This window comes from Methylobacterium sp. Leaf106, assembly GCF_001422895.1.
Classification (GTDB): Bacteria; Pseudomonadota; Alphaproteobacteria; order Rhizobiales; family Beijerinckiaceae; genus Methylobacterium; species Methylobacterium bullatum.
Map to the genome: position 1 here is coordinate 721,498 of NZ_LMNB01000012.1, position 15,033 is coordinate 736,530.

Here is a 15,033-nt window from a genome sequence, read left to right on the forward strand (position 1 = left end):
ATCAGATGACCGCTATCCAGGCCGTCCTGCCCTCGCTTTCGCCGGTGATGCCGGAGCTGATCCTCGCGATCGGCGTGCTGGGACTGATCCTCTACGGCGCCTTCCGGGGCGAGCGCTCTGTCGAGACCGTCAATGTCGGCGCGCTCATCCTGCTGATCCTGGCCTTCTTCGTGGTCGTGTCGCAGTCGGGCGCGAAGGTCACGACCCTCAACGGGTCGTTCATCGTCGACAATTTCTCGAAGGTGATGAAGGCGCTGATCCTGCTCGGCTCGGCGGCCACGATCCTGCTGTCGCGCGACTATTTCCAGCGCGAACGCATCGACCGGTTCGAGTTCCCGATCCTGATCGTGCTCTGCACCATCGGCATGATGGTGATGGCCTCGGCCAACGACCTGATCGCCCTCTATCTCGGCCTCGAACTGCAGTCGCTGGCGGCCTATGTCATCGCCGCCTTCCACCGCGACAACCTGAAATCCACGGAAGCCGGGCTGAAATACTTCGTCCTCGGCGCCTTGTCGTCGGGGATGCTGCTTTACGGCTCGTCGCTGGTCTACGGCTTCACCGGAACCGTCTCCTTCCCCGGCATCGTCTCCGCGCTCAACGACAATGCCGGCATCGGCATCGTGCTCGGCATCGTGTTCGTGGCCGCCGGCGTCGCCTTCAAGATGTCCGCCGTGCCGTTCCACATGTGGACGCCAGACGTCTACGAAGGGTCGCCGACACCGGTGACGGCGTTCTTCGCCTCGGCGCCGAAAATGGCTGCCGTCGCCATGACAGTGCGGGTCTTCATCGGCGCCTTCCCGGATGTGACGTCGATCTGGCAGCAGATCATCGTCTTCGTCGCCATCGCTTCGATGACGCTCGGCTCCTTCGCGGCCATCGGCCAGCGCTCGATCAAGCGCCTGATGGCCTATTCCTCGATCGGCAATATCGGCTACGCGCTGATCGGCCTCGCCGCCGCCTCGGAGGAGGGGATCCGCGGCGTGGTGATCTACATGATCATCTATCTCGCCATGACGCTCGGCGCCTTCGCCGTGCTCCTGTCCCTGCGGCGCGGCGGCCAGATGTACGAGACCGTGGACGACCTTTCCGGTCTCTCGCGCACGCATCCGGTCCTGGCCTTCTGCCTCGCCGCGATGATGTTCTCGCTTGCCGGCATTCCGCCGCTGGCCGGGTTCTTCGGCAAGTTCTACGTCTTCGCCGCCGCCATAAAGGCCGATCTCGTCGGTCTCGCGGTGATCGGTGTCGTCACCTCCGTGGTCGGCGCGTTCTATTACCTGCGCCTCGTCAAGGTGATGTATTTCGACGAGCCCCAGGCCCCGTACGAGACCATGGCGCCGGGCCTGCGCATCGTGCTCGGCCTGTCGAGCGCGGTGGTGGTGCTCTTCTTCCTCGTGCCGTCTCCTCTGGTCAGCGCGGCGGGGGCCGCGGCCAAGTCTCTGTTCTAGGATTGTGTCGGGATATCGCCTCGGCCCGGCGGCCAAGGCCGCTGGGCATCGTCTTCACGTTCACGAGAGCCTAGGCTCCACCAACACCCAGGCGATGGAGCTCGCGCGCCAGGGCGAGAGGGGGCCGCTCTGGGTCGTCGCGCTCCGGCAGGAGGCGGGGCGCGGCCGCAGGGGAAGCACCTGGGCCTCCCTGCCCGGCAACCTCACTGCCAGCCTGCTCTGGCCGGTCTCGGACGTCGATCCGGTCCAGGTGCCGAGCTTGGGTTTCGTGGCAGGCGTCGCGCTGATCGCCGCTCTCAAGCGAACGATCACATTACCTCATCCTGAGGCGCCGGAGCGCAGAGGAGGTCTCGAACGAGGACGCCAGTTCTCGCGCGATCCACTGGAGCCCTCCTTCGAGGCCGCTGGCGCGGCACCTCAGGATGAGGTCGGCGGTGGGGAAGTTGGTGGTGCGAGCCCCTTCCGGCTGAAATGGCCCAACGACGTTCTGGTCTCCGGCGCGAAGCTCGCGGGTCTGCTTCTGGAAGCGGAGACTCATCCCGGCGGGCGCAGATCGGCGGTGATCGGCTTTGGCGTCAACGTCGCCGCGTCACCGCAGGACTTGCCTTATCCCGCGACAAGCCTCAGTCAGAGTTCGTACGAAACGCGCGCCGAGGATCTGTTCGATTACCTGTCGGACGAGATCGTCGCTGCAGCGCGACTCTGGAGCCGGGGCGGCGGATTCTCAACGATCCGCCGGCTTTGGCTCGACGACGCCGCCGGGATCGGCGCACCGGTCTCGGTGCGGATCGGCGGCGAGATCGTGCAAGGAATTTTCGAGACGATCGACGAGGCGGGGCGGCTCGTCGTCCGATCGGATGATGGGACGCGACGGACCGTGACGGCGGGCGAGGTGCATTTGGGTTCGGCCGCGACGGCGGCTTGAGGTTTGACAGTGATGACGACAGGGCAAGACGAACTCGTCTTCGTGCCGCTCGGCGGCGTGGGCGAGATCGGCATGAATGCGGCGCTCTACGGCTTCGGGCCGGAGAAGCGCCGGAAATGGATCATGGTCGATTGCGGGATGGGCTTCGCCGGGGAAGAGGGCTTCCCGGGCATCGACCTGATGTTCCCCGATCTCAGCTTCATCGAGGAGCGCAAGGACGACCTCCTCGCCATCTTCATCACCCATGCGCACGAGGACCATATCGGCGCCATCGGTGAGCTGTGGCCCAAGCTCAAGGCGCCGGTCTACGCCACGCGCTTTGCCAAGAACCTGCTCGAGGCGCGCCGTCTCAGCGAGCCGGGCGCGCCGAAGGTGATCCTGCGCGAGATCGCGGCCCACAAGCCGGTGACCGTCGGTCCGTTCGAGGTCGAGTACGTTCCGGTCTCTCACTCGATCCCGGAATCGAACGCGGTCGCCATCCGCACGGCGCACGGCCTCGTCCTGCATACGGGCGATTGGAAGCTCGACGCCACGCCGATCCTCGGCGACGTCACCTCGGAAGCCTCGTTCCGCAAGCTGGGCGACGAGGGCATCCTCGCCATGATCAGCGATTCGACCAATGTCGTGCGCGAGGGCCGCAGCCCGAGCGAGGCCGAGGTCGCCGCCACCTTGCGAGAATTGATCGCCGAAGCACCTCACCGGGTCGCCGTCACCACCTTTGCCTCCAACGTCGCTCGCATGCGGGCGGTGGCCGAAGCGGCACGCGATTGCGGCCGCGAGGTCATCGCCGTCGGCCGGGCCATGGACCGGGTCATCGGCGTCGCCCGCGAATGCGGCTTCCTCGACGGCCTGCCCGATTTCCGTTCCGCCGACAGCTACGGCTACCTTCCCCGCGACAAGGTGGTCTGCCTGCTCACCGGCTCGCAGGGCGAGGAGCGCGCGGCGCTGGCCCGCGTCTCCCGTGACGATCATCCCGACGTGACGCTGGCTGCGGGCGACCGCGTGATCTTCTCGTCCCGCGCCATTCCCGGCAACGAGCGGGCGGTCGGCGCGATCATCAACGACCTGATCAATGCCGGCATCGAGGTGGTGACCGACCGGACGAAGCTCGTCCACGTCTCGGGCCACCCGCGCCGCGACGAGATGGCCGAGATGTATGCCTGGACCCGGCCGAGGACCGCGATCCCCGTTCACGGCGAGGCGCTGCATCTCGACGAGCACGCCCGCTTCGCCCTGGCCCAGGGCGTCGGCAACGTGGTCAAGGCGCGCAACGGCAGCGTCGTGCGCCTTGCCCCCGGCACGCCGGAGATCGTCGAGCACGTTAAGGCCGGCCGCCTGTTCAAGGATGGCAACATCCTGATCGACGCCAAGGACCGCGCCATCCCCGAGCGGCGCAAGCTGTCGCAATCCGGCGTCGTGTCCGTCGCCATCGCCATCGATGTCCAGGGCGAGGTTCTGGGCGAGCCGGCCATCGACATCATGGGCCTGCCCAATCGCGGCAAGAACGGCCAGCCGATGCTCGACGTCGCCGTCGAGGCGGTGACGCGCACGCTCAGCGGCCTGTCCAAGCAGAAGCGCAAGGATGCCGAGGCCGTCGAGAAGGCGGTCGACCGCGCGATCCGCTCGGCCGTGAACGAGGCCTGGGGCAAGAAGCCCGCCTGCCACGTGCAGGTGGTGGAGGTGTGAGACAAGCAGGGGCGGAACGGCGGATGAACCCGTCCTTCCGCCCCACACCCTCATCCTGAGGTGTCCGGAGCGTAGCGAAGGCCTCGAAGGAGCCCTCCAATGCGCGTTGCGATCACTGAAGGGCTCCTTCGAGGTCGCTGGCGCGGCACCTCAGGATGAGGGGGATGGGTAGGATCACAAGAACCAAAAGAGGGAGCAGACCATGATCGGACGCCTGAACCACGTGGCCATCGCCGTGCGCGACCTCGACGCGGCCTGTGCCATCTATCGTGACACCCTCGGCGCCACGGTCACCGAGCCCCTGCCGCAGCCGGAGCACGGCGTCACGGTGGTGTTCGTGAACCTGCCCAACAGCAAGGTCGAGCTGATGTCGCCGCTGGGCGAGGGCTCGCCCATCGAGAGCTTCGTGGAGCGCAACCCGAATGGCGGCGTGCACCATGTCTGCTACGAGGTCGACGACATCATCGCCGCTCGCGACAAGCTGAAGGCCCAGGGCGCCCGCGTCCTCGGCACCGGCGAGCCGAAGATCGGCGCCCATGGCAAGCCGGTTCTCTTTCTCCACCCGAAGGACTTCCTCGGTACCCTCGTCGAGCTGGAGCAGGTGTGAGCGGCGTGAACGCCCTCGTCCGGACCGTCTCGGCGACGGTCTGGCGCACGCTGGCCACCATGGTCGTCATCGTCTCGGCCGTGGCGGCTCTGGCCGTGGTGTTGTTCAAGCTGACGGTGTTCGGGGCCTTCGCCCTGTATTTCGTGGTGTGGTGGACGCTGCTCTTCGTCATCCTGCCGCTCCGCAATCAGGTCGAGACCGATCCGTCGCGGATCGTGCCGGGGCAGGATCCGGGGGCGCCCGCGGCGCCGCGTCTGCTCGAGAAGGCGATCTGGACGACGTTGCTCGCCAGCCTCGTGTTTCTCGTGGTGATCCCGATCTTCGAGCTGTCGGGGCTGTAGCGCCGCGATCGGGTGGCGGACCGGTTCGGCCTGCCCCCATATCCGCGAGTCCGCTTCGGCCATAAAAAAAGCAAGGCGCGAGCCTTGCTTTTGAGACGACAGATGACGTGTCAGCCTATTTTATCTCACGCATTTCTGACGGCGTGGCGGCTGAAATTTCCTCCCGAGACTCGGACCTCGCGCTGCCTCTCCGGGCGTCGCGACCATCACGGTGGCGCTTATAGGAACTGGATTGCGCATTGTCACGCCTCCGGAGATGATTCCTGGCGTTTTTTTGCAAGACTTGGAGGGTTTGGGCTCCATTTTCGCCTGCGACCCGGTTCCGTGACCATGCGGGGCTTTCGCTAAGCCGCACGGCGCTTGTCTTTTCTCGATGCAATGTGTTGTGTGCCCCGCAACGATGCGCGGTACGATCGCGCTCCAAAACGATCCAGGGTTCCCGATGCGTCTCTCCCGCTATTTCCTGCCGACCCTGCGCGAGACGCCCAAGGAGGCGGAGATCGTTTCCCACCGCCTGATGCTGCGAGCCGGCCTGATCCGTCAGGAAGCGGCGGGCATCTATGCCTGGCTGCCCCTGGGCCTACGCGTGCTCAACAGGGTCTGCGCGGTGGTCCGCGAGGAGCAGGATCGGTCCGGCGCCATCGAGTTGCTGATGCCGTCGATCCAGTCGGCGGAGTTGTGGAAGGAATCCGGCCGCTACGAGGCCTACGGCAAGGAGATGCTGCGCATTTCCGACCGGCACGACCGCGAGATGCTGTTCGGCCCCACCGCCGAGGAAGTGATCACCGAGATCTTCCGCGGCAGCGTGCGCTCCTACAAGGACCTGCCGAAGAACCTCTACCAGATCTCCTGGAAGTTCCGTGACGAGGTGCGGCCGCGCTTCGGCACCATGCGCTCGCGCGAGTTCCTGATGAAGGACGCCTACTCGTTCGATATCGATCAGGCGGCGGCCCGGCACGCCTACAACAAGATGTTCGTCGCCTACCTGCGCACCTTCGCCGGCCTCGGCCTCAAGGCGATCCCCATGCGCGCCGATACCGGCCCGATCGGCGGCGATCTCAGCCACGAATTCATCATCCTGGCCCAAACCGGCGAGAGTGAGGTGTTCTGCGACAAGCAGTATCTCGATTTCGATGTCCCGCCGGTGACCACCGATTTCGACGACGTCGCCGGCCTCCAGGGCACCGTGGACCGTTGGACCTCGCTCTACGCCGCCACCTCAGAGATGCACGAGCCCGCCGCCTTCGCCGAAGTCGGCGAGGACAAGCAGATGGCCGCGCGCGGCATCGAGGTTGGGCACATCTTCTATTTCGGCACCAAGTATTCCGAGGCCATGGGCGCCAAGGTCACCGGGCCGGACGGCGTCGACCGCCCCGTGCATATGGGTTCCTACGGTATCGGCCCGAGCCGGCTGGTTGCGGCGATCATCGAGGCCTCGCACGACGAGGCCGGCATCATCTGGCCGGATTCCGTGGCGCCCTTCGACGTCGCCCTCATCAACCTCAAGACCGGAGACGCGGCCACCGACGCGGCCTGTGCCGAGATCCAGGCCAACCTGGAGGCCAGCGGCCTGACGGTGCTCTACGACGACCGTGACGAGCGTCCCGGCGCCAAATTCGCCACCGCCGACCTCATCGGCCTGCCCTGGCAGGTCGTGGTGGGGCCGCGCGGCCTCGCCGAGGGCAAGGTCGAGATCAAGCGGCGCTCCGGCGGCGAGCGCGAGAGCGTGGCTCCCATCGATCTGATCTCGCGCCTGAAGCGGAGCTGAGGCCGGTATGGCTCTGGCAGAGACGGTGAAGGAACGGCTGGCGGGTCTCTCCGGCCTGTTCAAGCGCGGCAGCACGCCGCCCTTCGCGGCCTTCGAGTGGATCATCGCCGGGCGCTATCTCCGCGCCCGGCGGCGCGGCGGCGGCGTCTCCGTCGTCGCCTTCTTCTCCGTCCTCGGCATCACCCTGGGGGTCGCCACCCTCATCATCGTGCTCTCGGTGATGAACGGGTTCCGTACCGAACTGCTCTCGAAGATCGTCGGTATCAACGGCCACGTCTTCGTCACGCCCATCGACAAGCTGTTCACCGATTACGTCGATCTCTCCGACCGCCTCTCCAAGGTCGCCGGCGTCCGCTCGGCGATTCCCCTTGTGGAAGGTCAGGCCTTCGCTTCATCGCCCTATGGCGGCAGCGGCGTCCTGGTGCGCGGCATCAGGGGCGAGGACATCGATTCCATCGGGTCCATCGCCAAGACCATCCGGGGCGGCACGCTCGATGGGTTCGACGACGGCACCGGGGTCGCCATCGGCCGGAGGCTCGCCGAATCGCTGGGCCTTCAGGCCGGCGACCAGATCACCCTGTCCACGCCGAAGGGCGCGACGACACCGTTCGGCACCGCGCCGCGCACCAAGGCCTATACGGTCAAGGCGATCTTCGAGATCGGCATGACCGAGTTCGACGCTACTTTCGTGTTCATGCCGCTGGCCGAATCCCAGGCCTTCTTCAACCGTGACAGCGACGTCAGCCTGATCGAGGTCTATCTCGACAATGCCGATGCGGTGGCGCAGCTGCGGCCGGATCTCGAGATGGCGGCAGAGCGGCCCGTCCTTCTCACCGACTGGCGCCAGCGCAACCGAACCTTCTTCGGGGCGCTGGAGGTGGAGCGGAACGTGATGTTCCTCATCCTCAGCCTGATCGTCGTGGTGGCGACCCTCAACATCGTCTCCGGCCTGATCCTGCTGGTGCGCGACAAGTCGAGCGACATCGCGATCCTGCGGACGATGGGGGCGACCCCCGGGACGGTGATGCGGGTCTTCCTCATCAACGGGGCGCTCATCGGCGTGGTCGGGACGCTGGGCGGGCTGGCACTGGGCACGCTCATCACCCTCAACATCAAGCCGATCCAGCGGGTGCTGTTCCCCTCCGCCTGGGACCCGACCGTGCGGTTCCTCGCCGAGATCCCCGCCGAAATGAATTCCGGTGAGATTACGGTGGTGGTCCTCACCTCCATCGCCCTGTCGCTCGTGGCGACGCTCTATCCCTCCTGGCGCGCCGCCCGGCTCGATCCGGTGCAGGCCCTGCGTTACGGCTGAGGGGAGATTCAACCATCATGATCACCTCTGCCGACGAGGCCGGTGCGCCGCCGGTCCCGGCCCTGTTCTTCGCCAAAGTCGAACGCCGCTACGCGCAGGGAACGGGAGCCCTCGACATCCTGCGCGGCGCCGATCTCGCGATCTGGCCCGGCGAACTCGTGGCCCTGGTGGCACCCTCGGGGGCCGGTAAATCCACGCTTCTGCATCTCGCCGGCCTATTGGAGCGGCCGGATGGGGGCGAGGTCTATATCGGCGGCCAGCCCACGGCGGCCATGCCGGACGCCGAGCGCACCCGGTTTCGCCGCGAGGAGATGGGCTTCGTCTACCAGTTCCACCACCTCCTGCCGGAATTCTCGGCCCTGGAGAATGTGGTGATGCCCCAGCTCATCCGAGGCCTCGGGGCCAAGGAGGCCAAGGCGCGCGCCACCGAGCTCCTGAGCTTCCTCGGCCTGAAGGAGCGTCTGGTCCACCGCCCGGCCGAATTGTCGGGCGGCGAGCAGCAGCGCGTCGCCATCGCGCGGGCCGTCGCCAACGGCCCGCGCCTGCTGCTGGCCGACGAGCCCACCGGCAACCTCGATCCGCACACGGCGGCGCATGTCTTCGGCATCCTCGTCTCGCTGGTCCGCGCCTCGGGCCTCGCCGCGCTCGTGGCCACCCACAACATGGAGCTCGCCGCCCGTATGGACCGGCGCGTCACCATCCGGGACGGGTTGATCGAGCAGCTGGCCTAAGGTCGGACCGCCCTGCCTCCGTCACCGCCGGCGGGGCGCCATCTGCTCGATCGCGTCGCAGGCGGCGGAGACCCCGTCCAGCCCGTCGAGACGCATCCTCAGATCTCCGCAGGCTCGAGCCACCTCGGCCGAGGCCAGAAGACGGCGAAGTCGCCGCGCGCCGCGCGCGGGCGTGAAACGGCGACGGCTCAGGCTCGTCCCGGCGCCGAGGCGCTTCACCCGCGCCGCCTCGTCGAAATGGTCGAACGCCACCGGCACGATCATCTGCGGCGTGCCGGCGGCCAAGGCCTGCGCCACGGTGCCGATCCCGCCATGATGGATCAACGCCGCCGACCGGGGCAGCAGGACGCTGAGCGGCGCGTAGGGGACATGGATCAGGGGCTCCGGCAGGGACTCGGGAACCTGACCATGCTCAGGAGCGAGGAGCACGCCCCGCCGACCCAGACGCTTGCAGATGGCGAGGGCGGTTCGGAAGAAGCCCGATGCCTGGCGCATGGCCGATCCGTAAGTGAAGACCAGGGGGGCATCCCCGCCCCTCAGGAACCGCGTGAGGCGGGGCGCGAGGCGGTCCGTATCGCCGAAGCGATCCGCGATGGGAAAGCCCACATGCATGGCCTGCCGGGGCCAATCCGGCTGCGATGCCGCGAACCAGTCGGGAAAGAGCAGCAGGACACGGGAGGGGCTGTTCCACCAGTAGCGCAGCCGACGCACGGGTTTGAGGCCGAGTTCCTGCCGAAACGCGTTGACGGTCGGCAGGGCGGCCGGGCCGATCACGTATTTGTCTGCGCCTCGGCCGATCCAGTGGCGAACCCGGGACGGCGTCCAGGCGGGGAGAGGCACGCCCGGCAGGATCGGGGAGGCGTAGCGGCTCTCCATCAGCAGTGGCATCGCGTGGATCGTGATGACGGGAAGGCGCAGCTTCTCCTGTGCCACGCGTGCGCCGAAGGCCAGCGTCGAGGCGACCACGATCGAGTGGCCCTTGCGCGCGTTCGTGGCGATCCAGCGATAGGTCTGCTCCGTGGCGGCGGCGATGTTTCCGAACAGGGCGGCGGCCCCCCGGCGCGGATGCCAGAGCTCGGGATCCGCGGTGATGCGGCGATAGTCGCAATCGTCCCCGAGGGAATGGAAGGGCAGGCCGATCCGCGCCGCATGATCCGCGAAGGGGGCGGGGGCGGCCAGGATCACATCTTGTCCACGACGGAGAAATTCAGCGCCGATGGCCAGAAACGGAAGGATGTCGCCATGGGAACCGATTGCGACCAGGTGTATTCGCATTCGACCATTCACATAGGATAGCGAAAATGGCCAAGAATGGGGTGCTGTCCGCGGTTCTTCGCCCTGATTGACCTTTCAAGTGCTTCAGAGTCGCACGGGTTGCGCGGGGAGGACTATTTGTCTCCTTTCGCACAAAGCCCGGCGGGCGATCGTGAGGGTCCCCCGCCCGGTGTGAGGGGAGCATTTCGGGGGGGCGGAGGAGACCGTCGAGGCCGGACGCATGGAGGCAGCCGCCGCGCCGAGTCCGCTTGTTAACCGCGCGCTAACCACATCACGAGCCGGGCGTAACAACCGCTTTACACAGAACAAAACAAGAACAAAGATCGTCACGTCAACGAGAGGCGATCACAATGCTCAAGCGGATGATCCTGACCGGCGCGGTGGAATTCATGGCCTTCGGGTTGCTCTCCGGCGCGTTCGTCGTCTGGGCGGTGGCGCTGGCACCTCTGCGGTAGGGGGCCTGCCTTAACGTTCGGTGAGCTTCAGCTCGATGCGGCGGTTGCGGGCGTAGACGTCGTCACCGGTACCGGCCTCAATGGGCTGGAATTCACCGAAGGCGGCGGCGAGCAGGCGCTGGGGCGGGATGCCCCTTCCCGCCATGTACTGCACCACGGCGATGGCGCGGGCGGCCGAAAGCGACCAGTTCGACGGGAATTGCGAACTGGCGATGGGACGGGCATCGGTATGCCCGTCGACACGCAGGACCCAGGGAATGTCCGCCGGGATCTGCTTCGACAGATCGAGGATGGCGGTGGCGATCCGGTCGAGTTCGGGCGCCGCCTCGGGCTTCAGGCTCGCTGAACCCGCCGGGAACAGCACCTCCGATTGCAGGACGAACCGGTCGCCGACCACGCGGATGTCGCTGCGGTTGCCGAGGATCTGGCGCAGGCGGCCGAAGAAGTCCGAGCGGTAGCGCGCGAGTTCCTGAACCTTCTGGGCGAGGGCCACGTTCAGCCGGCTACCGAGATCGGCGATGCGGGCCTGGCTCTCGCGGTCGCGGCTCTCGCTGGCGGCCAGCGCGTCCTCCAGGGCGGCGAGCTGGCGGCGCATGGCACCGATCTGCTCGTTGAGGAGATCGATCTGCGACGCGGCGCGGGCATTGGTGGCGCGCTCGGCCACCAGCTGCTTGTCGAGCTCGCCCTGGCGGTTGTCGCCGCTCGCGGCGGCGCCGGCCTGTTCCTTCAGCTTGTCGCGCTCGGCCTCGGTGCCCAGCAGCGTGGTGCGCAGGTTCGAGGCCTTCTCCTCCTGCGCCCGGCGGGTGGAGCGTTCCAGCGCCAGGAGGTCGGTGAGGTCGGCGATCTGCCGGTTGAGCCGGTTCAGCACCGAATCGCGGCCCGTGATCTCCTGGGACAGGAAGAACTGCCCGACGACGAAGATCGTCAGCAGGAAGACGACGGCGAGCAGCAGCGTCGCCAGGGCGTCGACATAGCCCGGCCAGACGTTGAGGCTCCGGTCCCGGCGCGTGCGCAGCGAGGCCATCAGGTCTTCTCGCGGCCGAGCCGGTCGAGCACCTGCTTGAGTTCACGTTCCCGCGTCGCCTGAGCCTCGACCCAGTCGCGGATCATCTGCTGCTCGGCCCGCATGTGCTGGACGAGCCCCTGGATGCCCTCCGCGAGGTTGGTCATCGCCTGGGTCGCCACGCGGCCGTTAGCGCCCTCCGAGATGATGGCCGACAGCCTGTCCACCGCCTCGGTGAGTTCACGGGCCGAGGCCGGCTCCTGCGCCGCCACAGGACGCGCCGCCGCGGCCTGCTCCTCGCCGGAGACCAGCCAATCTTCCAGTTCGTTGTGGAAACGGGCATGGGCCTGGCCCGCCTGGAGATCGAGGAAGCCGGTGACGAGCGAGCTCGACAGGCCGAACAGCGAGGCGGAGAAGGCGAGGCCGATGCCGGAGAGCGGCTTGGCGAGGGCGTTCTTCAACTCGTCGAACATCGCGCTGGCCTCGCCGCCGCCGCGCATGCTCTGGATCACGCTGCCCACCGCGCTCAGCGTGTCGATGAGGCCCCAGAAAGTGCCGAGCAGGCCCAGCAGGATCAGCAGCCCGGCGATGTAGCGCAGGATCTCGCGGCCCTCGTCGAGGCGGGCGGCCACGGTGTCGAGATAGGAGCGGATGCCGGCCTGCGTCGTGCCCTCGCGCCGCGCCAGGATCGCCGGGGAGAGGGGCGCCAGGAGCGAGGGCGGCTTGGCCGAATCCTCACCGGCCGCGACCGCGTTGACATAGGCGACCTCGCGGAAGAGGCGGATCACCTGGCCGAAGGCGAGCAGGATGGCGATGAGGAGGACGCCGAGGATCAGCCCGTTCAACCCGGCATTGGCGAGGAAGGCCGGCGTGATCTGCCGGAACAGGACGAAGGCGAGAAACCCGACCAGGGTCAGGAAGACCAACATCCGGATCAGGTAGATGCCCGGGCGGCTCAGGGGGGCAGTCGCGGAGCGGGTCGCCATGGGTTGTCGGGGACTCTGAAGACGTTGGTCTCAGACCATGCGTCTAGCTGTGGATACGAAGCGCACCGGGCGTGAGCTCAAGCTGAGGTGAGCCCACCTTCGACGCATAGCCGTCCGCGATCAAGCGGCACGACTTCATGGGATGGATCGAATCGTGTGTATGCACGGAATAGAGTGTGCGGCACATGGGATCGACTCCGGCGGTTCGGGTCGATGATCCCACGGTCCATCCCGATCGGACGATCGGGTCGCTAGGCACACCGAATCGGCACCTCGATAATGCGGCTCGGAGTCGATTCCCAGGGACGCTTCTGGACTAGGCGGACGGTCGTATCACCGGGCTGCTCCAGGCGAACGCGAAAGACCTTTTCTCGCGTCGCCCCGACGCCCTCCCCCGCCGGCCCCAAGGCCTCGCTCACGATGGTCGCCGCCTGCTGCGAAACCTCGGCATGCCAGAGAAAGCCCCCGATTCCCTCACCGGGGGCGGACACCTCGATCGTGTCGCCAGAACACGCCTTGATCGGGCCGCGCCGTTCAAGCTCCATTGAGGTTCACTCCAGTGCGATTCCTTATCGCGTACCGGCTTGCCCGCAGACAAGTCCCTCGTTCGAGCCGGAGACCTTATCCCTCTGTCTTCATGCGGAGGCTCTCGAACGGCGCCGAGGAGGTGTCGTTGCCGCGATGTCGGCCTTCAGCAGAGCGATCTCCGGATCGTAGAACAGAACGTCGGAATCGATGCCGCATTCACCGAAGCCGATGCGGAAGAATCCCTGCTCGCCCCAGCCCGTTCCCCAGCTGTTCTTCGCGATCCAGCATTGATGAGTGTCATCGTATCCGATGATACAGACGGCATGCCACCCGAGAACGTCGCCGGTGACATGGGTGTAGATGCCGCTGCGGTAGGTGTAGAAATCTTGGTAGACGCGGAAACCTCCAATGACCGGTCCCTTCTGGAGCGCTTGCTTGCGGGCGATCTGAGACGCCGCTGTCTGATAGCGCGGGACGGTCACCACGGGTCGGATGTTGCGGCACGGCTGGTTGCCCGCCACGTAGGGAAAGTCGGCTTCCAGACCGATCCCGGGCTTTTTCGCGAAGGCCAGGGCCTTGGTGTAGAACCAGCCCACATCACAGGAGTTCGGCGCGCCGCAATAGAAAAGGTGCGCTTCGGACAGATCGATGGATCCGTCGGGACGACCGGTGCCGATCAGCATGCGGCTCTCAATGGAGGCGCATGTCGCAAAAGCGACGCAGGAGCCGCAATGCGACTGATCCCTGATGGGCGTCACGTAGTTTTTCCCGCTCACGTTTCGCCAGTCGAGATGCGACGGGGGCGGAGCGACGACTTTGAACAGCGCCGATTCGGCGTTTCGCGTTTCGAGGACGTCTCGCTTCGCGCGTTCCGGGTCGAAGGATAGACCGAACCGCTCGGTCGCAGGGCCACTCGCGTCGTAGAACTCGCTGAGAGCTGTCGGCCCCGAATCCCATTGGGCGCCTGCTCGCCGGATGGCTGCATTGATACGGGAGAAATCGGGCTCGGCCAAGTTTGCAACCTCCAGGAGAGATTCTTGCAATCTCTCCTGGAGGTTGTGTTCGAGGACGGGCCGCTCGTCAAGGTTGTCTTTCGGGCTGAAACGCCATCGATGGCGCCGATTCGAGTTTCGCCCGCGCCCTGCTTAATCCCAGGAGCGAGGCCAGGTTTCTTCGAGATGCGGGCCGAGGCGGACCGCCGAGACCATGGTGGCGAGCCCTGTCGCATTGTCGGTCTCGACGGCGATCCCGCACAACGTGCCCTTTCCCTGGGCCGCTTCCAGGCGCGCTCCGGGGGTCTTCTGCAGGAAGCGCCTCAGGGGCTCGTCCTTCTGCATGCCGAGGATCGAATCGTAATCGCCGCACATGCCAGCATCCGACAGGTAGGCGGTGCCACCGGGGAGGATGCGGTGGTCGGCGGTGGGGGTGTGGGTATGAGTGCCGACGACGAGGCTGGCGCGGCCGTCGAGGAAGTGCCCGAAAGCCTGCTTCTCGCTGGTCGCCTCGGCATGGACGTCGACGATGACGGCGTCCGCCACCTCGCCGAGGGGACAGGCGGAGAGTTCGCGCTCGGCGGATGCGAAGGGATCGTCCAGCGCGTCCATGTAGATGCGGCCCATGACGTTGAGGACGAGGACGCGGCCGCCCCCCCGCGTCTCCACCACGGTGGCGCCGCGACCCGGAGTACCGGGCGGGTAGTTCGCCGGGCGGACGAGGCGCGTCTGCCGCTGGATGAAGACGAGGGCTTCGCGCTGGTCGAAGGAATGGTTGCCCAGCGTCACCGCATCGGCGCCCGCCTGGAGAAGCTCGTCGCAGATCGCCTCGGTGATGCCGAAGCCGCCGGCCGCGTTCTCACCGTTGATGACCACGCAATCGAGGCGCCAGCGCTCGCGCAGTTTCGGCAGCCGGTCCATCACCGCATTGCGGCCGGGGCGGCCTACCACATCGCCGAGGAAGAGAAGTCGCATG

General features: G+C 66.7%; 14 protein-coding genes. 8 read left to right on the forward strand and 6 right to left on the reverse strand.

Features of this window, described 5'->3' with window-relative positions; all coding sequences use genetic code 11:
- Positions 1–5: 5 nt before the first annotated feature.
- The 8 genes from nuoN (at position 6) to ASF34_RS11135 (ending at position 8,818) form a co-directional block, all read left to right on the forward strand.
- A complete protein-coding gene (gene nuoN / locus ASF34_RS11100; RefSeq protein WP_018042029.1) occupies positions 6–1,448 on the forward strand; it encodes an NADH-quinone oxidoreductase subunit NuoN in 1,443 nt (480 codons plus the stop codon).
- A gap of 4 nt (positions 1,449–1,452) precedes the next feature.
- The gene (locus ASF34_RS11105; protein ID WP_056161095.1) at positions 1,453–2,373 is read left to right on the forward strand and encodes a biotin--[acetyl-CoA-carboxylase] ligase; all 921 of its coding nucleotides are present in this window, start codon (positions 1,453–1,455) and stop codon (positions 2,371–2,373) included.
- A 12-nt stretch (positions 2,374–2,385) separates the two neighbouring features.
- Positions 2,386–4,059 (forward strand): ribonuclease J, encoded by a 1,674-nt coding sequence (locus ASF34_RS11110; protein ID WP_056161096.1) that lies wholly within the window; start codon positions 2,386–2,388, stop codon positions 4,057–4,059.
- Between the two features lie 202 nt (positions 4,060–4,261).
- Positions 4,262–4,666 carry a methylmalonyl-CoA epimerase gene (gene mce / locus ASF34_RS11115; protein WP_018042032.1) on the forward strand — a complete coding sequence of 135 codons (405 nt, stop codon included), beginning with the start codon at positions 4,262–4,264 and terminating at the stop codon, positions 4,664–4,666.
- Positions 4,663–5,007: a DUF1467 family protein gene (locus tag ASF34_RS11120; protein WP_018042033.1), complete on the forward strand. Its 345-nt coding sequence runs from the start codon at positions 4,663–4,665 to the stop codon at positions 5,005–5,007. The genes mce and ASF34_RS11120 overlap by 4 nt, the downstream gene beginning before the upstream one ends.
- 442 nt (positions 5,008–5,449) lie before the next feature.
- On the forward strand, positions 5,450–6,775 hold the full coding sequence (proS, locus tag ASF34_RS11125) for a proline--tRNA ligase (protein ID WP_018042034.1): 1,326 nt from the start codon (positions 5,450–5,452) through the stop codon (positions 6,773–6,775).
- A gap of 7 nt (positions 6,776–6,782) precedes the next feature.
- Positions 6,783–8,087: a lipoprotein-releasing ABC transporter permease subunit gene (locus ASF34_RS11130; RefSeq protein ID WP_018042035.1), complete on the forward strand. Its 1,305-nt coding sequence runs from the start codon at positions 6,783–6,785 to the stop codon at positions 8,085–8,087.
- 17 nt (positions 8,088–8,104) lie between these two features.
- Positions 8,105–8,818 (forward strand): ABC transporter ATP-binding protein, encoded by a 714-nt coding sequence (locus tag ASF34_RS11135; RefSeq protein WP_056161098.1) that lies wholly within the window; start codon positions 8,105–8,107, stop codon positions 8,816–8,818.
- A 21-nt stretch (positions 8,819–8,839) separates the two neighbouring features.
- Here ASF34_RS11135 and ASF34_RS11140 read toward each other — a convergent pair whose 3' ends face one another.
- The 6 genes from ASF34_RS11140 to ASF34_RS11165 form a co-directional block, all read right to left on the reverse strand.
- Positions 8,840–10,093, reverse strand: a complete 1,254-nt coding sequence (locus ASF34_RS11140; RefSeq protein WP_056161100.1) for a glycosyltransferase — start codon at positions 10,091–10,093, stop codon at positions 8,840–8,842.
- Positions 10,094–10,558: 465 nt separating this feature from the next.
- A complete protein-coding gene (locus ASF34_RS11145) occupies positions 10,559–11,572 on the reverse strand; it encodes a peptidoglycan -binding protein (protein ID WP_018042040.1) in 1,014 nt (337 codons plus the stop codon).
- The gene (locus ASF34_RS11150) at positions 11,572–12,537 is read right to left on the reverse strand and encodes a MotA/TolQ/ExbB proton channel family protein (protein WP_056161102.1); all 966 of its coding nucleotides are present in this window, start codon (positions 12,535–12,537) and stop codon (positions 11,572–11,574) included. Before ASF34_RS11150 ends, ASF34_RS11145 begins: the two co-directional genes overlap by 1 nt.
- Before the next feature lie 251 nt (positions 12,538–12,788).
- Positions 12,789–13,082, reverse strand: a complete 294-nt coding sequence (locus ASF34_RS23765) for a protease inhibitor I42 family protein (RefSeq protein WP_056147266.1) — start codon at positions 13,080–13,082, stop codon at positions 12,789–12,791.
- Positions 13,083–13,172: 90 nt separating this feature from the next.
- Complete coding sequence (locus ASF34_RS11160) at positions 13,173–14,078, reverse strand: C1 family peptidase (protein WP_056161104.1); 906 nt, start codon at positions 14,076–14,078, stop codon at positions 13,173–13,175.
- Positions 14,079–14,210: 132 nt separating this feature from the next.
- On the reverse strand, positions 14,211–15,032 hold the full coding sequence (locus ASF34_RS11165) for a TIGR00282 family metallophosphoesterase (RefSeq protein WP_018042042.1): 822 nt from the start codon (positions 15,030–15,032) through the stop codon (positions 14,211–14,213).
- Position 15,033 lies beyond the last annotated feature (1 nt).